General features: G+C 67.1%; 15 protein-coding genes and 1 riboswitch. Of the genes, 11 read left to right on the top strand and 4 right to left on the bottom strand.

Features of this window, described 5'->3' with window-relative positions:
* Positions 1 to 33: 33 nt before the first annotated feature.
* The 7 genes from thiO (at position 34) to EJK91_RS04685 (ending at position 7,243) form a co-directional block, all read left to right on the top strand.
* Positions 34 to 1,050, top strand: coding sequence for a glycine oxidase ThiO (thiO, locus tag EJK91_RS04655; protein ID WP_125078363.1), 1,017 nt, complete (start codon positions 34 to 36; stop codon positions 1,048 to 1,050).
* Positions 1,047 to 1,244 carry a sulfur carrier protein ThiS gene (thiS, locus tag EJK91_RS04660; protein WP_024440138.1) on the top strand — a complete coding sequence of 66 codons (198 nt, stop codon included), beginning with the start codon at positions 1,047 to 1,049 and terminating at the stop codon, positions 1,242 to 1,244. Before thiO ends, thiS begins: the two co-directional genes overlap by 4 nt.
* 4 nt (positions 1,245 to 1,248) lie before the next feature.
* Positions 1,249 to 1,998 carry a thiazole synthase gene (locus EJK91_RS04665; protein ID WP_369797550.1) on the top strand — a complete coding sequence of 250 codons (750 nt, stop codon included), beginning with the start codon at positions 1,249 to 1,251 and terminating at the stop codon, positions 1,996 to 1,998.
* A 79-nt stretch (positions 1,999 to 2,077) separates the two neighbouring features.
* On the top strand, positions 2,078 to 2,836 hold the full coding sequence (locus tag EJK91_RS04670; RefSeq protein WP_046301634.1) for an SGNH/GDSL hydrolase family protein: 759 nt from the start codon (positions 2,078 to 2,080) through the stop codon (positions 2,834 to 2,836).
* A 90-nt stretch (positions 2,837 to 2,926) separates the two neighbouring features.
* A complete protein-coding gene (locus EJK91_RS04675) occupies positions 2,927 to 4,372 on the top strand; it encodes a M28 family metallopeptidase (RefSeq protein ID WP_369797552.1) in 1,446 nt (481 codons plus the stop codon).
* Positions 4,369 to 5,826, top strand: a complete 1,458-nt coding sequence (locus EJK91_RS04680; protein ID WP_125078364.1) for a M28 family peptidase — start codon at positions 4,369 to 4,371, stop codon at positions 5,824 to 5,826. Before EJK91_RS04675 ends, EJK91_RS04680 begins: the two co-directional genes overlap by 4 nt.
* A gap of 127 nt (positions 5,827 to 5,953) precedes the next feature.
* Positions 5,954 to 7,243, top strand: coding sequence for a TetR/AcrR family transcriptional regulator (locus EJK91_RS04685; protein WP_277424711.1), 1,290 nt, complete (start codon positions 5,954 to 5,956; stop codon positions 7,241 to 7,243).
* Between the two features lie 81 nt (positions 7,244 to 7,324).
* Here the strand turns inward: EJK91_RS04685 and EJK91_RS04690 are convergent, their stop codons facing one another.
* Positions 7,325 to 8,809, bottom strand: a complete 1,485-nt coding sequence (locus EJK91_RS04690) for a flavin-containing monooxygenase (RefSeq protein ID WP_046301661.1) — start codon at positions 8,807 to 8,809, stop codon at positions 7,325 to 7,327.
* Positions 8,810 to 8,916: 107 nt separating this feature from the next.
* On the opposite strand from EJK91_RS04690, the gene EJK91_RS04695 reads away from it, so the two are divergent.
* Together EJK91_RS04695 and EJK91_RS04700 are read left to right on the top strand one after the other, a co-directional pair.
* Positions 8,917 to 9,096: a hypothetical protein gene (locus tag EJK91_RS04695; protein ID WP_024440131.1), complete on the top strand. Its 180-nt coding sequence runs from the start codon at positions 8,917 to 8,919 to the stop codon at positions 9,094 to 9,096.
* An 89-nt stretch (positions 9,097 to 9,185) separates the two neighbouring features.
* The gene (locus tag EJK91_RS04700; RefSeq protein ID WP_125078366.1) at positions 9,186 to 10,187 is read left to right on the top strand and encodes a beta-ketoacyl-ACP synthase III; all 1,002 of its coding nucleotides are present in this window, start codon (positions 9,186 to 9,188) and stop codon (positions 10,185 to 10,187) included.
* On the opposite strand, the gene EJK91_RS04705 is transcribed toward EJK91_RS04700, so the two are convergent.
* The 3 genes from EJK91_RS04705 to thiC are packed head-to-tail and all read right to left on the bottom strand — an operon-like array spanning position 10,146 to position 13,359.
* Positions 10,146 to 10,808 (bottom strand): alpha/beta hydrolase family protein, encoded by a 663-nt coding sequence (locus tag EJK91_RS04705; protein ID WP_444850797.1) that lies wholly within the window; start codon positions 10,806 to 10,808, stop codon positions 10,146 to 10,148. The two genes, EJK91_RS04700 and EJK91_RS04705, sit on opposite strands and share 42 nt — an antisense overlap.
* An 11-nt stretch (positions 10,809 to 10,819) precedes the next feature.
* The gene (thiD, locus tag EJK91_RS04710) at positions 10,820 to 11,659 is read right to left on the bottom strand and encodes a bifunctional hydroxymethylpyrimidine kinase/phosphomethylpyrimidine kinase (RefSeq protein WP_024440128.1); all 840 of its coding nucleotides are present in this window, start codon (positions 11,657 to 11,659) and stop codon (positions 10,820 to 10,822) included.
* Positions 11,660 to 11,715: 56 nt separating this feature from the next.
* Complete coding sequence (gene thiC / locus EJK91_RS04715; protein WP_046301658.1) at positions 11,716 to 13,359, bottom strand: phosphomethylpyrimidine synthase ThiC; 1,644 nt, start codon at positions 13,357 to 13,359, stop codon at positions 11,716 to 11,718.
* 247 nt (positions 13,360 to 13,606) lie between these two features.
* Between thiC and EJK91_RS04720 the strand changes: the two genes are divergently transcribed.
* Together EJK91_RS04720 and EJK91_RS04725 are read left to right on the top strand one after the other, a co-directional pair.
* Positions 13,607 to 15,373 carry an MFS transporter gene (locus tag EJK91_RS04720; RefSeq protein WP_125078368.1) on the top strand — a complete coding sequence of 589 codons (1,767 nt, stop codon included), beginning with the start codon at positions 13,607 to 13,609 and terminating at the stop codon, positions 15,371 to 15,373.
* A gap of 188 nt (positions 15,374 to 15,561) precedes the next feature.
* Positions 15,562 to 15,730, top strand: a riboswitch (M-box (ykoK) riboswitch).
* Positions 15,731 to 15,959: 229 nt separating this feature from the next.
* Positions 15,960 to 16,154 carry an Rv1535 family protein gene (locus tag EJK91_RS04725; RefSeq protein ID WP_024440125.1) on the top strand — a complete coding sequence of 65 codons (195 nt, stop codon included), beginning with the start codon at positions 15,960 to 15,962 and terminating at the stop codon, positions 16,152 to 16,154.
* Positions 16,155 to 16,177 lie beyond the last annotated feature (23 nt).

Consider the following 16,177-nt stretch of genomic DNA (forward strand, 5'->3'; position numbering starts at 1 on the left):
GTTGACACGCGAGCAGGTGGAAGGGAGCAGCACATGCCCGGACCCTCGCTCGGTTCGCTGGCCGTGATCGGCGGCGGTGTCATCGGGCTGTCGGTGGCTCGGCAGGCCGCCCGGGTCGGCTGGTCGGTGCGGGTGCACCGCACCACCGAATACGGCGCCTCCTGGGTGGCAGGTGGCATGCTGGCCCCGCACAGTGAGGGGTGGCCGGGCGAGGACCGGCAGCTGCGGCTGGGATTGCGCTCGCTGGAGCTGTGGCACGACTTCCTCGACGGGCTGCCGGCCCAGGTTGTCACCGCGCGCGAATCGCTGGTGGTGGCCGCCGACCGCGCCGACGTCGCAGACTTGCGCACTGTCGCCGACTGGCTGTCCGCGCAGGGCCACCCGGTGATCTGGGAATCCGCCGCCCGTGACATCGAACCGCTGCTGGCCGGCACCATTCGGCACGGTTTCCGGGCCCCCACCGAATTGGCGGTGGACAACCGCGCGGTGGTCACCGCCCTGGTCGACTCGTGCGAGGACCTGGGCGTCAGTTGGGCCCCACCGGTGGGAGACCTCGCCGAAGTGGCCACCGACGATGCGGTGGTGATCGCCAACGGCATCGACGCCCCCGCGCTGTGGCCCGGCCTGGCGATCCGCCCGGTCAAGGGCGAGGTGTTGCGGCTGCGCTGGCGCAAAGGCTGCCTGCCGCCACCGCAGCGGGTGATCCGAGCGCGGGTGCACGGTCGCGCGGTCTATCTGGTGCCGCGTCCCGATGGTGTGGTGGTGGGGGCTACCCAGTACGAGCACGGCCGAGACACCGCGCCGGCGGTCTCCGGGGTGCGCGACCTGCTCGACGACGCCTGCGCGCTGGTTCCGGCGCTGGGGGAGTATGAGCTGGCCGAATGCGCCGCGGGCCTGCGGCCGATGACGCCGGACAACCTGCCGCTGGTGCATCGTCTCGACGACCGGACCTATGTCGCTGCCGGGCATGGCCGCAACGGGTTCCTGTTGGCACCATGGACCGCCGAACAGGTTGTGTCCGAACTACTTCCGGTTGGAGTACAGCAATGATCATCAATGTCAACCAGAAGCAGGTGGAAGTGGCTGAGGCGACTACCGTCGCGTCGCTGCTGGCTTCGATGGGTTATCCCGATCGCGGTATCGCGGTGGCGGTTGACCGGGCGGTGCTGCCGAAATCGCGCTGGGCCACCACGTTGTCCGATGGTGCCTGTCTCGACGTGGTGACGGCGGTGCAAGGTGGTTGACGACGTGAAATTGACCATCGCCGGGCGGGAGTTCAGCTCCCGGCTCATCATGGGAACCGGTGGGGCGCAAAGCTTGACGTCGCTGGAAGAGGCGTTGGTGGCTTCCGGCACCGAGCTGACCACGGTCGCGATGCGCCGCGTCGATGCCGAAGGCGGAACCGGCATGCTGGACCTGCTGAGCCGGCTCGGCATTACGCCGCTGCCCAACACCGCCGGCTGCCGCAGTGCCGCTGAAGCGGTGCTGACCGCCCAGTTGGCACGTGAGGCGCTCGGTACCGAATGGGTCAAGCTGGAGGTGATCGGCGACGAGCGCACCCTGCTGCCAGACGGCATCGAATTGGTGCGTGCCGCTGAACAATTGGTCGACGACGGGTTTGTGGTGCTGCCCTACACCAATGACGACCCGGTGCTGGCCCGCCGGCTCGAGGACGTCGGATGTGCGGCCGTGATGCCGCTGGGCTCGCCGATCGGCACCGGGCTGGGCATCGCCAACCCGCACAGCATCGAGATGATCGTCGCCGCCGCCGGGGTCCCGGTGGTGCTCGACGCCGGCATCGGCACCGCCAGCGATGCCGCGCTGGCAATGGAGCTGGGCTGCGATGCGGTGCTGCTGGCCACCGCGGTGACCCGGGCGGCCGACCCGCCGGCGATGGCCGCGGCCATGGCGGCCGCAGTCACCGCCGGGTATCTGGCGCGACGTGCCGGACGAATTCCGAAGCGGTTCTGGGCGCAGGCGTCGAGCCCCGCCCTGTGATGCCCGTCGAGGGTGAACGTCGCGATGCGTCGGCGCCATGTCGCTTCGCCGGATTCCCGCTCGGCGGAGAGCAACGTCGATGAATCGCTATGTCGCCTTAGGGAGTTCGATGGCGGCCGGACCCGGAATCCGGCCTCGTGCCGCCGGCGCGCCGCGGGCGTCGGGCCGCTCGGCACGCAACTACCCGCACCTGGTCGCCCGCAGGCTGAACCTCGATCTGGTTGACGTCACGTTCTCCGGCGCCACGACTGCCCATCTGCTCAAGGAGCGCCAACACGGTGCGCCACCCCAGATCGACGCGCTGGACGGTTCGGAGTCCCTGGTGACCGTCACCATCGGCGGCAACGATGTCGGCTACGTGCCGCTGTTGATGGCCGCGACGCTGCCCGGGATCTTCCAGCGGCTGCCCGCCGTGGCCGCGCTGTTGGACCCTGGGCAGCGCAAGCAGGCGCTGGGCGAGGTCGAAGCAGCGCTGCGGGCCGTCGGCGCGGCCGTGCGGAGCCGCGCACCGCAGGCTCGGGTGTTCTTCGTCGACTACCTGACTCTGCTGCCGCCGGCCGGGGTCAGCGCCGGGCGGTTGCCCGAGGACGTCGTGACGCTGGCCCGCCACGTCGCCCACGGTTTGGAGCGCCACACCGCCGCGGCGGCCGCCGCCACCGGCTGTGAGCTCATCCGCGCCGGCGATGCCAGCCGGGAGCACCATCCCTGGTCGGCGCGAGCCTGGACGGTGGGAGCGGGCCTGCCGCTGCCGTGGTGGCCATGGCCCTTTCACCCCAACGCCGCCGGTATGGCCGCGATCGCCGAGCTGGTCGTCGTGCGTTGCGGCGGCCGGGCCTGACTTCGCATCAGCTTCCTACCCACTAACGTGGGGTCGGTGGACTACAAGTCGAAGTTGATCCCTGCCCTCGGCGCCGTGTTGGTCGGTGCGCTGTTCAGCGCCGGCTGCAGCCGCACGCCGGAAAACACCGAGCAGGGAGCAGATCCCGCCGCGGCCGCTGAGTTCGCCAGTAGCCTGCGCGACAAGGTCACGGTCGACGCCATGATGGCGCACCTGCAGAAGCTGCAGGACATCGCCGACGCCAACAACGGCACCCGTGCCATCGGCACCCCGGGCTACGACGCCAGCGTCGAGTACGTGGCCAGCACCTTGCGTGATCACGGCTTCGACGTCCAGACCCCGGAGTTCACCGCGCGGGTGTTCAAATCCGAGCCCGGCTCGGTGCACCTCGGCGACAAAACAGTCGAAGCCCGCGCGCTGATGTACAGCCTCGGGACACCGCCCGAGGGGGTCACCGGTCCGCTGGTCGCGGCACCGGCTGACGACAGCCCCGGCTGCAGCGCCGAAGACTACGAGGGGCTGACGGTCAAAGGCGCCGTCGTACTGGTAGACCGCGGCACCTGCCCGTTCAAGGAGAAGATGGCCGTCGCCGTCGAGCTGGGCGCGGTGGCGATGGTGGTGGCCGACAGCGTCGACGAACCGAAGATGGGCGGCACCCTCGGTGAGCAGACCGAGGTCAAGGTTCCGGTGGTGAGCGTGACCAAGGCTGACGGCGCGATGCTGCGCGACGGACGCGGGGCGATGACGGTCAAGCTCGAAGCGCACACCGACGACATCCCGTCCCGCAATGTGATTGCGCAGACCAAGAGCGGGTCAACGGAGAACGTGGTCATGCTCGGAGCCCACCTGGACAGCGTTCCGGAGGGCCCCGGCATCAACGACAACGGCTCCGGCGTCGCCGCGGTGCTGGAAACCGCTTTGCAGTTGGGAGATTCGCCCGAGGTGCGCAATGCAGTGCGGTTCGGTTTCTGGGGCGCCGAAGAGCTCGGCCTGATCGGCTCGCGGAAGTACGTCGAGTCGCTGGACGAGGAGCAACTCAAGAACATCGCGCTGTATCTGAACTTCGACATGCTGGGTTCGCCGAATCCCGGCTATTTCACCTACGACGGCGACCAGTCGCTGCCGGCGGACAAGCGCGGCCAGCCGGTGGTGCCGGAAGGTTCGGCCGGCATCGAGCGGACCATGGTCGCCTACCTCAAGTCGGCCGGCAAGGAGCCGCGCGACACCTCGTTCGACGGCCGCTCCGACTACGACGGATTCACCCAGGCCGGTATCCCCTCCGGCGGGTTGTTCTCCGGTGCGGAGGTGAAGAAGTCGCCCGAGGAGGCCAAGCTGTGGGGCGGCGCCGCCGATGAGCCCTTCGACCCGAACTATCACCAAAAGGGCGACACCATCGAGAACATCGACCGCGACGAACTGGCCATCAACGGCGGCGGAGTGCCCTATTCCGTCGGGCTGTACGCCCAGGATCTCAGCGGCCGCAACGGGGTCCCGGTGCGCGACGATCGCACCCGCCACATCCTCACCCAGCCATGATCCGTCCGGCGGGAGCCCTGCTGGTCGCTGTCGGCGTACTGGCGGGCTGCTCGCCGGAGCCCGTGCAGCCGCCGCTGTCGAATCGGCTGGCGGGCCAGGTCACCGTCGCGGGGATGCTGACGCATCTGCAGCGACTGCAGGAGATCGCCGACACACACCAACGGAATCGGGCTGACGGCACGCCGGGGTACGACGCCAGTGCCGATTATGTGGCCAATGCCCTGCGCGACAAGGGTTTCGAGGTGGTGACGCCCGAACTCATCCGGTTGGACACCATCTCGGCCGGTAAACCCACGCTGACCGTCGCCGGGGTTGGTTACCCGGTCGATCAGGCCTCGCTGCTGGTGCGCACACCGGCCGGCGGGATCAGTGGTCCGGTGGTCCGCCCGACGCGGTCGTCGGGTTGCGCGGCGGCCGACTACCCGCCGAAGGTGCCCCGTGGGGGGATCGCGGTGGTCAGCGACGCCGGGTGCTCGGTGGTGGTCAAGCAGAACGTGGCCGCCCAGCGTGGCGCCGCCGCGCTGGTCGTGGTGAGCCTGCCGAGCCGCACCGGAGCGCCGGCCGGACTGTTCCCTCCGGAGTACTACGACCAACTCACCATGCCGGTAGCGGTGGCCGGACGCGACGGCGACCACGCGTTGCGTCGCGCGACCGGAACGGTGCGGCTGGTCCTGGACGGCCACACCGAGAAGGTCACGTCTCGGAATGTTTTGGCGCAGACGAAAAGCGGTTCGCCGCATGACGTCGTGATGGTGGGCGCGCACCTCGACAGTGCACTCGGCAGCCCGGGGATCAACGACAACGGCTCGGGGGTGGCGGCGGTGTTGGAGACCGCACTGCAGCTCGGTCCGGAGCCGGCGGTGACCAACGCGGTCCGGTTCGCTTTCTGGGGTGCCGAGGAACAACAACTCGGCGGTTCCAGCGACTACGTCTTCGGGCTAGACCGCGAGCAGCTCAACGACATCGCCCTGTACCTGAACTTCGACATGCTCGCCTCTCCCAACCCCGGCTTCTTCACCTATGACGGAGATCAGTCCGCGCTGCCGAGCCGCGACATCACCCCCGCTGACGTGCCGGTCGGATCAGGCGGTATCGAGCGCACCCTGGCCGGTTACCTCAACCTGGTGGGCGTGCGGCCCGCCGATATGCCGCTCAGCAGCGACACCGACTACAGCCCGTTCGTGGTGGCAGGGGTGCCTATCGGGGGCATCACTACCGGTGCTTCCCAGCTCAAGACCACCGCTCAGGCCCGACTGTGGGGCGGCAAGCCCGGCGCGGCGTTCGACCCCAACTACCGCGGCCCCGGTGACACGGTCGAGAAAATCAATCAGCGCGCTTTGGCGCTAACCGGTGCGGCGGTGGCGTTCGCAGTGGCAAACTATGCGCAGTCCATCGGCGGTCCCAATGGAGTCCCAGCGCGCGACAAGCGACACCGGGCTCCGCTGGGGCCGTAGTTCCGCATTAGGCGGACATCCGTACAAGTACGGGCGGGTTCTATATTGAATCCGCAACGGCCCGTTTACCCAGCTGTGTTAGTAATGCTGTGCACGTGACAGAGCTGGCCTGAGTTGATCGGGGGTGGTGACCTCGCTTGGTGCCACGAACGACCCTGTTGGACGCACTGTTGGTGCCCGCATAAAGCGGCGCCCCAAGGACCGCAAGGCGCAGATAACACGCGCTGCCGCGGAAACCTTCAGTGCACAGGGCTACCACGCGACCAGCATGGAGGCGATCGCTTCCAAGGTCGGGATTTCCGCGCCGGCGCTGTACCGGCACTATCCCAGCAAGTACGAGATGTTCTCGGTTGTCGTCGGCTCGCTCGGCCAGCAGTTGGTGGACTGCACAGCGTTCGTCGACGAGTTCTCCGACGCCGACATGCAGGACAACGCGCCGGCTGTGCTGGACCAGGCTGTCGACGGGCTCATCATGTCCTCGATCCTCAACCGCGAAGGCAGCGGGCTGTTCCGGTGGCAGGCTCGCTATCTGCAGTCTGAGGACCAGGCCAAGCTCATGATGCAGATGCACACCGTGGGTGCACGCCTGAAACGGCCGATCAGTGTCATGCGCCCGGAACTGAACTCGCTGGAGCAGTGGACTCTGACGGTGGCATTGGTCAGTGTCGCCGGCAGCATTAACGGACACCGGCTGCAGCTGCCGGATGACGAGATCAAGCCGTTGCTCATCGCGGCGTCACGATCAGTGGTCGCTGCGCAGCTGCCCGGAGCCGACGACATCGGCGTCAATCGACCCTCGGTGTGGCGGATCTTCACCCCGGACGCCGGGCCTTACGAGGCACTGTTGAACGCGGCGGTCCTGTTGTTCGGCAAGCAGGGGTATGCCGAGACCGGCGTCACCGAGATCGCGGATGCCGTCGGCGTCCCAGCCTCCGGCGTCTACCGCTACTTCTCCAGCAAGAGCGACATCCTGACGACCGGGCTGCAGCGTGCCGTGGACCGGATAGCCGGGGAGATGGCGGCTATCGCCGGTGTCTTCGCCGAGCCGGAAGAGGCGCTGCGCCGGTTGATCGAGGCGTACGTGGCTACGGTGTTCGCCAATCCCGAGTTGGCGTCGGTCTATGACACCGAGCGGGTGAACCTGGCGCCGGCGGAGCGTGAGCTGCTGCGCGATTCCGAACGCGCGTTCATCGAAACCTGGGCCCGTCCGCTGATGGCGATCAGGCCGGATCTGGACGTGATGCACGCGAAGTTCTTGGTGCACGCCTTGGCGGCGCTGGTCGACGACCTGGGTCGGGTTGCCCGAGGCGGCGAGATTCCCGGCCAGGGGTTCCTGGCCGGAGGCCCGGGCTACGCCCAGGCCTGCATACGCCGGCTGATGGAGTCCATCGTCTTCGCCGGCGTGGACGAGAACTGAGGAGGCTTGCTGAACCGCTGGGTTGTCAGGCGGTTCCAGCTTCGCCTCTCCTGCGTCGAGGCTCGCTGAACCGCTGGGTTATCAGGCGATTTCGTAGTCGTCCAGCGGGAAATGCGAGCCGTCGCGAACCGCATTGCGCACCGTGGTGGGCCGCAGCAGCGTCGCTTCGCCGCTGGGGTCGTAGTAGTAAGACCGCGACGTAGCGCAGTCCCCGGCGTAGAACACCGTGTGGTCCAGCCGTTTGGTCATGGCGTCCAGGAACCGGGTGTTAGCGGCCTCGGTGACCTCGAACGTCGTCGCGTTGCGCCGCCGCATCTCGCCGAACAGCCGGCCCATGTGCCGCATCTGGTATTCCATGGTGTTGAAGAACGACAGGCCGGAGAACCCGTACGGGCTGGCCAGGCTCAGGAAATTCGGGAAATGCGGGATCGACAGGCCCTGGTAGGCCTGGAACCGGGTCTCCCGCCACCACTTACCCAGGTTGCGCCCGTCCCGCCCGACGATCTCGATCGCCGGGAAGTTGGCCTCCCACAGGTCATACCCGGTAGCCAGCACCAGGGTGTCGATGACGGTCTTACGGCCGTCGACGGTGACGATGCCATCCGGTTCGATCCGCTCGATGCCGGTGGTCTCCAGGTGCACATGCGGCTTGGTGAAGCTGCGGTAGTAGTCATTCGACCAGCTGGGCCGCTTACATCCGATGTCGTAGGTCGGGGTCAGCTTGGCCCGCAGTTCCTTGTCGCGGATCTGGGCGAACCGGAGCATTTTGCATGCGTCCATCCCGGCGATCGACAGCCGCCGGAATGCGGGGTAATTCAATATCGCGGTCACCGTCATGAACTCCAGCAGGTAGTCGCTGATGAAGCGCATCACCCGCTGGGCGAACGGAACCCGGGCGAACAGTTTCCGCAGCAAGGCCGGGATCCGGAAGTCGATCTTGGGCGCCACCCAGATCGCGGTGCGCTGAAACACGGTCAGGTCGGCGACGGTCTTGGCCAACTCCGGAATCAGCTGCACCGCGGTTGCGCCGGTGCCGATCTGCCCGACCCGACGGCCGGTGAAGTCGTAGTCGTGGTCCCAGGCGGCGGTGTGCACCACCTTGCCGGCGAAGCTGTCGATCCCGGCGATGTCCGGGTTGCGCGGCTGGGACAGGAAACCGGTCGCGGTAATCAGGAATCGGGCGCTCAGCGTCGTCCCATCTGCCAGGGCCACCAGCCAGCGCTCGGCGTCCTCATCCCAGTGGGCACCGGCGACCGTGGTGTTGAACCGCATGTGGCGGCGCACGTCGTACTTGTCGGCGACGTGCTCGGCGTAGCGTTTGATCTCCTCGCCGGGTGCGAACATCCGCGACCAGTACGGATTCGGCTCGAACCAGTACGCGTAAGTGGTCGACGGGATGTCGACGGCCAGACCGGGGTAGTGATTGACGTGCCACGTTCCGCCTAGATCGTCCTCCCGCTCGAGCAGCACGATGTCGTCGTAGCCGAGCTTCTTCAGCTCGATGGCTGCGCCCATGCCACCGAAGCCCGCACCCACGATGACGACGTCGAACTGCTCCATACTCATGAAAATTAAGGTACCTGACCCACCGGTAACCAGCGAAGCTCCCGCACGGCCCTGAGGATGGGAGACAATGAGAGGTCAAGACCGTTCACGACCTCGGGAGGACCGTCATGACCAGCCGTGATGTCGAAGCCAACGACGCGGACCTGGCCGAGCAGGCGGTCCCGGTCGGGGAAACCGACAACGAGACCCCGGGCCCCGAAATCTCCACTATCGACAACGCCAACATCGCTGATGTCCTCGAGCAGCACCAGGGAGTGCCCGCAGACGAGGATGGCTACGACCGCTGAGTGGCGGTCCGAGGCGGCGTGGGGCGCCGGGACACCGCTAGGGTTAGACGCTTCGGCCAGCCGTTGACCAACCAGGGAGAGACGTCTACTTGAGCGAGATCCGCCATTCCGGCACAACTCGTCCCGTGGGGCTGCTCGGCGTCGGCGCCGCGCGCCCGGCGCGCGTGGTCACCAACGACGAGATCTGCCGGCGTATCGACTCCTCGGACGAATGGATCTATTCGCGCACCGGGATCAAGACCCGCCGATTCGCCGACGCTACCGACACCGTGGCGGGTCTGGCCGTCGAGGCTGGTCGCAACGCGTTGGAGCAGGCCGGGATCGACGGGGCCGACGTCGATGCGGTCATCGTGGCGACCAGTACCAACTTCCGTCAGACGCCGTCGTGTGCGCCCACCGTCGCGGTGGGGCTCGGGGCGGCGGGGGTGCCGGCGTTCGATGTGGCCACCGGGTGCGCGGGATTCGGTTATGCCCTATCAGTGGCGGCCGATCTGCTCCGTGGCAGAACAGTCAACACCGCGTTGGTGATCGGTTCAGAGGTGCTCTCCCCGACGATCGACATGACCGACCGCTCGAACTGCTTCATCTTCGGAGACGGGGCCGGTGCCGTGGTGGTCGGTGAGACGCCCACGCACGGCATAGGCTCGACGGTCTGGGGCAGTGACGGTTCGAACAGTGACGCGATCCGCCAAGACATCGACTGGATCAGCTACACCGAACATCCGGACGGTCAGCGTCCCTTCCTGCGCATGGACGGTAGTGCGGTATTCCGTTGGGCGGCTTACGAAATGAGCGGCATAGGGAAACGCGCCATCGCGGCGGCCGGGTTGGACGCCCATGACATCGACGTGTTCATTCCGCACCAGGCCAACAGCCGGATCAACGCGCTGATCGCCAAGAGCCTTGACCTGCGCTCCGACGCCGTCATCGCCAATGACATCGAGAACAGCGGAAACACCTCCGCGGCGTCTATCCCGCTGGCGATGGAGCAGTTGTTGTCGGCGGGGGCGGCCAAGTCCGGTCAGCTGGCCCTGCTGCTGGGCTACGGGTCAGGTCTGAGTTACGCGGCCAGCGTCGTCGTCCTGCCCTGATCCACTGTTTGAGTCCAGCAGTCGCAGCGCGGCATCGACGGCCAGCACCGGTACATCCAACGTCTTGGACGCCAGATCGTGACGGGCCCCGGTGATCTCGACGACCTCATGCGGCGCGGGAATCAGCGCGGCCGCGGCGCGAATCTCGGCACCGGTGCCGAAGCTGTCCGAACTGCCGTGCGTGAACACCGTCGGCACGCCGATCTGGGGCAGGTGCTCGGTGCGGGTGCGCTCGGGTTTCCCCGGCGGGTGCAGCGGATAGGAAAACAAGGTCAGCAGGTCGACCGCAACGTCGCCGGCTGCCACCACCATCGAGGTCTGCCGGCCGCCGTAGGAGTGCCCGCCGACGATCAGCGGACCGTCGGCCAGGCCGCGGGCGTACTCGATCGCCTCGGTGATGCCTTCCCGGTCGCCGGTGCCCGACCCTGATGGAGGGCCCTTGGGGCGACGCCGCCGGAACGGGAGGTTGTAGCGGATCGCGAGGAAACCGCGACGTGCCCATTCGTCGCAAAGTCGTTGCAGCATCGGGGAATCGCGGTCGCCGCCGGCGCCGTGCGTGAGCAACACCACGCCGGCGGGGGTGTCATCTGGTCGGTGCGCTAGCCCGTCCAAATCCGCTATTTCGTGCGGGCTCACGAGGTACCCAGGCCCAACCGGAACAACGGCGAGACCGGTCCGTGCCCCTGGCCCAGCGGGTAAGCGGCACGCAGGCACTCGGTCACCCAACGCTTGGCGAAGGCCACCGCGTCCGGAACGCTGAACCCGTGCGCGAGCGCGGCCGCCGAGGCCGCGGCGAGGGTGTCGCCGGCGCCGTGGTCGTCGCCGGTGGCCACCCGCGGACCGGGGAACTCCAGAAAGTCCTTGCCGTCATAGAGCAGGTCCGGACTGTGCTCCGCCGAGGGCAGGTGTCCGCCCTTGACCAGTGCCCACCGCGGACCCAGCGCATGCAGCGCACGCGCGGCCGCACGCTGGGACGCGGCGTCGACAACGTCGATACCGACCAGCAGTCGCACCTCGTGCAGGTTCGGGGTCACCAGCGTTGCGAGCGGAAACAAGCTGTCGCGCAGCGCATCCAGTGCCGACGACGCCAGCAGTGCATCACCGTGCATGGACGCCGACACCGGATCGACCACCAAGGGGACCGTGAGGCCGAGTTCTTGCCATGTCGCAGCCACCGCGGTGATGATCTGCGCCGACGCCAGCATCCCCGTCTTGGCGGCCTGAATCCCGATGTCGGGCACCACCGCCGTAATCTGGGCAGCGACGGTGTCGGCGGGAACCTCGTGAAAGCTCTTGACTCCCACGGTGTTCTGCACCGTCACAGCAGTAACCGCGACGCAGGCGTGCACCCCCAGCAGCGCGCACGTGCGCATGTCGGCCTGAATGCCCGCGCCGCCCCCGGAGTCCGAACCGGCAACGGTGAGTACCCGTACCGGCGTCGCCCCCGGCGGGGCCAGTGGCAGGAAACCCACTGTGCTGGATGACTGGCGACCCGCTTCGCCCGGCTCCGCCGCGCTTGCGATCACCACTAGGTGGAGATGGGCAGGTACACCCGGTTGCCGTGGTCGGCGAACTCGGCTGACTTCTCGGCCATGCCCTGCTGGATGGCGGCGTCGATGTCGTCCTCGGTCTGCAGGCCGTGCTCGTTGGCGTAGTCGCGCACGTCGTGGCTGATCCGCATCGAGCAGAACTTCGGGCCGCACATCGAGCAGAAGTGCGCGGACTTCGCCGGCTCGGCAGGCAGCGTCTCGTCGTGGTACTCGCGCGCGGTATCCGGGTCCAGGGACAACGCGAACTGGTCATACCAACGGAACTCGAAGCGTGCCTTCGACAATGCGTTGTCGCGATCCTGTGCTCCGGGGTGCCCCTTGGCCAGGTCGGCGGCGTGTGCGGCGATCTTGTAGGCGATCACCCCGTCCTTGACGTCCTTGCGGTCCGGCAGCCCCAGGTGCTCTTTGGGGGTGACGTAGCACAGCATCGCGGTGCCGGCCTGGGCGATGATCGCTGCGCCGATCGCCGAGGTGATGTGGTCGTAGGCCGGTGCGATGTCGGTGGCCAGCGGTCCTAGCGTGTAGAACGGCGCCTCGTCGCACCATTCCTCTTCCAGTCGCACGTTCTCGACGATCTTGTGCATCGGGACGTGGCCCGGTCCCTCGATCATCACCTGCGCGCCACGGGATTTGGCGATCTTGGTCAGCTCGCCCAGGGTGCGCAGCTCGGCGAACTGGGCTTCGTCGTTGGCGTCGGCAATGGAGCCGGGCCGCAGCCCGTCGCCGAGGGAGAAGGTGACGTCGTAGCTGGCCAGAATGTCGGCCAGTTCTTCAAAGTTGGTGTACAGGAACGACTCCTGGTGCCGTGACAGGCACCATGCCGCCATGATCGAACCGCCGCGCGACACGATGCCGGTGACCCGCTTGGCCGTCAACGGCACATACCGCAACAGCACTCCGGCGTGCACGGTCATGTAATCCACGCCCTGCTCGCACTGCTCGATCACGGTGTCGCGGTAAAGCTCCCAGGTCAGTTTGGTCGGGTCGCCGTTGACCTTCTCTAGCGCCTGGTAGATCGGTACGGTACCGATCGGCACCGGCGAGTTGCGCAGAATCCACTCCCGCGTCTCGTGAATGTCCTTGCCGGTGGACAGATCCATGACGTTGTCGGCGCCCCAGCGCGTGGCCCACACCAGCTTGTCCACCTCTTCGGCGATCGAACTGGTCACCGCGGAGTTGCCGATGTTGGCGTTGATCTTCACCTTGAACGCTTTGCCGATGATCATCGGCTCCAGCTCGGGGTGGTTGTGGTTGGCCGGGATCACCGCTCGTCCGCGGGCGACCTCGTCGCGGACCAGCTCCGCGGGAACTCCCTCGCGGGCGGCGATGAAGGCCATCTCGGCGGTGATCTCACCGGCCTGGGCGCGCTGCAGCTGGGTGCCGCGATCGGTCACCACCCCGGGCCGCGGTGGCAATCCGCGGTGCAGGTCGATGTCGGCATTGGCGTCGGTGTAGGGACCGGAGGTGTCATAGACGTCGAAGTGCTCACCGGTGGTGAGGTTGATGCGCCGGAACGGCACCTTCATCGTCACGCCGCCGGGAGCTTCGATCTCGCGGTAGGCCTTCTCGCTGTAGGGGATGGGCCCGGTGGTGACCTGCGGCTCCACTGCAACGTCAGTCATAGTTCTTCCTCTCCCTTGCCGGCATGACCCGGTCAGGTTCGTACGGTCGACGGCCCCGGCCGTCCTCTCAGCGCACTGGTTGCGCTCCCGCGGTTTTTGCGATTTCTGCACTGGCGATTCGTGCACTGCCACGCTATCGCAGCTCAGCAGCCGGCGTAAGGCGCTGAGGGTTCCGGACCAGAATTAGGCAACCGATCATTTGCTTAGCTAACATATGCGCTTTGGGGTGGAAGTAGCTGGGAGAGTTATGACGGCGCAGATTGAGCAGGTGAACACCGGTGTCCCGGACCCGGGCGCCGCGGAGGGACCTGCCACCGCCCGCCGCCAGCTGCGCTACGACCGTGGCCACCCGCGCTACAAATGGGTCGCGCTGTCCAACACCACACTGGGTGTTCTGCTCGCCACCATCAACGGCTCGATCGTGTTGATCTCGATGCCGGCGATCTTTCGGGGTATCGGCCTCAATCCGCTGGAGCCGGCGAACGTCAGTTACCTGCTGTGGATGTTGATGGGCTATCTGCTGGTGTCGGCTGTGCTGGTGGTGTTCTTCGGCCGGCTCGGCGACATGTTCGGCCGGGTGCGCATCTACAACTTGGGCTTCGTGGTGTTCACCGTCGCGGCGATCGCGCTGTCGATCGACCCGTTCGACATGGGCCGCGGTGCCCAGTGGCTGATCGCGTGGCGGGTGGTGCAGGGCGTCGGCGGGGCGATGCTGATGGCGTCGTCCTCAGCGATCCTCACCGACGCGTTCCCGGCCAATCAGCGTGGCATGGCGCTGGGTGTCAACCAGGTGGCCGCAGTCGCCGGGTCCTTTGTTGGCCTGTTGATCGGCGGCGTGCTGTCGGAATGGGACTGGCGGGCGGTGTTCTGGGTCGGGGTCCCGATCGGAGTGCTGGGCACCATCTGGTCGGTACGTTCACTGCACGAACTCGGGGAGCGGGCGCCGGCGAAGCTGGACTGGGCGGGCACCGCGACGCTTGGGTTGGGCCTGACCGTGGTGCTGACCGCCATCACCTACAGCATTCAGCCGCATGGGTCTTCGCCCACCAGCTGGGCCAACCCGGTCGTGCTGGGTGCGCTCGGGCTCGGAGTGGCGCTGTTGGTGCTGTTCTGTTTCATCGAGCTACGGGTTGCCGCTCCGCTGCTGGACGTTCGGCTCTTCGCGATTCCGGCGTTCGGTATGGCCAACGCGGCAGGCTTGCTGTCGGCGATCGGGCGCGGCGGCATGCAGTTCATGCTGATCATCTGGCTGCAGGGCATCTGGCTACCGCTGCACGGCTATAGCTACGAATCGACGCCGTTGTGGGCCGGTATCTATCTGCTGCCCATGACGGCCGGGTTCCTGTTGGCCGGTCCGGTGGCCGGATCGTTGTCGGACCGCCGCGGTGCCCGTCCGTTCACGGTCGGCGGCATGGTGCTGATGGCGGCGACGTTCGTGGGTCTGGTGTTGCTGCCGGTGAACTTCGACTACCGGGTGTTCGCGGCGCTGGTCTTCCTCAACGGACTGGGTGGCGGAATCTTCACCGCGCCCAACAGTGCCGTGGTCATGTCCAGTGTCCCGGCCGACCAGCGAGGGGCGGCCTCCGGGGTGCGGGCCACGTTCTTCAACGCCGGCACCTCGTTGTCGATCGGAATCTTCTTCTCGCTGATGGTGATCGGGCTGGCCGAGACGTTGCCGGCGGCGCTGGCTGCTGGGTTGCGGCAGGAGGGCGTCTCGGCCGGTGTCGCCGATCAGATAGCCAACACCCCGCCGGTGGGCAGCCTCTTCGCGGCGTTTCTGGGCTACAACCCGATTGCCGAACTCTTGGCGCCGTCGGGCGCGCTGGCCGCACCCGGCGTTGATGCCGAGACGTTGACCGGGCACAGCTTCTTCCCGCGGCTGATCTCCGGGCCGTTCCATACGGGTCTCGCAGTGGTCTTTGCCGCCGCGGCGGTCATGATGCTGCTCGGTGCGCTCGCGTCGTGGCGGACGCCGGGGCGCTATGCCGTCGAGCCGCTGAATCTGAAGGACTAAGCCCCCAAACCGTCGCGAAACGTCGGTCGCGGAACTGGGCCGTTAGGGTCTCGTTCTGGTACCAAAGTGGCGGGTGTGACACCTTGGGCGCACGGGGTTGGACGCCATCGCTGCACGTCAGAGGCCGTCGACACGCCCGAATGGGGTGGAGTTGACCGCACCCCGTCGGTGGTGCACTATGGACCGTGCAAGCACCTCGTTAGGTGAGGCGTCTGCACGGACATAGGCCACTGACCCCGAACGTCGAAAGACGCCCCGGGTCAGGACAGCTCCTCCCGGCTTAAGGGTTGAGCCCAAGTGGCTTCCCGGATTGGGACACGCCGTGCAGTGTCAAAACTCTGACGAGAGGGGTGCGGTCTTCCGACAGTCGTCGGAGCTGCCCTCCTGAGCATGCGGTGAAACCGGCGCACCACGGCGCGCCCGCGACCGAGAGGAGGTGAGGGACGAATGAGTTCCGGTGATAGTCCGAGCCGATATCTGACATCAGTTCCGTCCCCATCCGAACGGTCGCATACCGCCTCCCGCTGAGCCACGACTCCGGCCTTCAGCTGAGCGCGTAGCACCGTTACGCGACTAGGAGGCCATCATGGTTGCAATCGCCTACACCGACATCACGGCTCCGGCCCCGCGCGCCACCAGCGCGCCGAAGAAGCTGGACCGCCGTCCTGCCGCGCCTACCTCAGACCCGGTGGTCGACATGACCACTCGGCTGCTCAGTGGCCCGCTGCACCAGATGTACGCACTCCTGTGGCGCGTCGGAGTGCTGACCGTCAACAACTGAGGTCAACCGAGGCTGAACCTCGG

It is taken from the genome of Mycobacterium sp. P7213 (assembly GCF_900604305.1).
GTDB lineage: Bacteria > Actinomycetota > Actinomycetes > Mycobacteriales > Mycobacteriaceae > Mycobacterium.

Coding starts and splice junctions, on each gene's coding strand:
- thiC (WP_046301658.1), bottom strand. CDS start 13,359: ATGACTGACGTTGCAGTGGAGCCGCAGGTCACCACCGGGCCCATCCCC.
- EJK91_RS04680 (WP_125078364.1), top strand. CDS start 4,369: ATGATCCGTCCGGCGGGAGCCCTGCTGGTCGCTGTCGGCGTACTGGCG.
- EJK91_RS04720 (WP_125078368.1), top strand. CDS start 13,607: ATGACGGCGCAGATTGAGCAGGTGAACACCGGTGTCCCGGACCCGGGC.
- thiS (WP_024440138.1), top strand. CDS start 1,047: ATGATCATCAATGTCAACCAGAAGCAGGTGGAAGTGGCTGAGGCGACT.
- EJK91_RS04670 (WP_046301634.1), top strand. CDS start 2,078: ATGAATCGCTATGTCGCCTTAGGGAGTTCGATGGCGGCCGGACCCGGA.
- EJK91_RS04725 (WP_024440125.1), top strand. CDS start 15,960: ATGGTTGCAATCGCCTACACCGACATCACGGCTCCGGCCCCGCGCGCC.
- EJK91_RS04690 (WP_046301661.1), bottom strand. CDS start 8,809: ATGAGTATGGAGCAGTTCGACGTCGTCATCGTGGGTGCGGGCTTCGGT.
- EJK91_RS04695 (WP_024440131.1), top strand. CDS start 8,917: ATGACCAGCCGTGATGTCGAAGCCAACGACGCGGACCTGGCCGAGCAG.
- thiO (WP_125078363.1), top strand. CDS start 34: ATGCCCGGACCCTCGCTCGGTTCGCTGGCCGTGATCGGCGGCGGTGTC.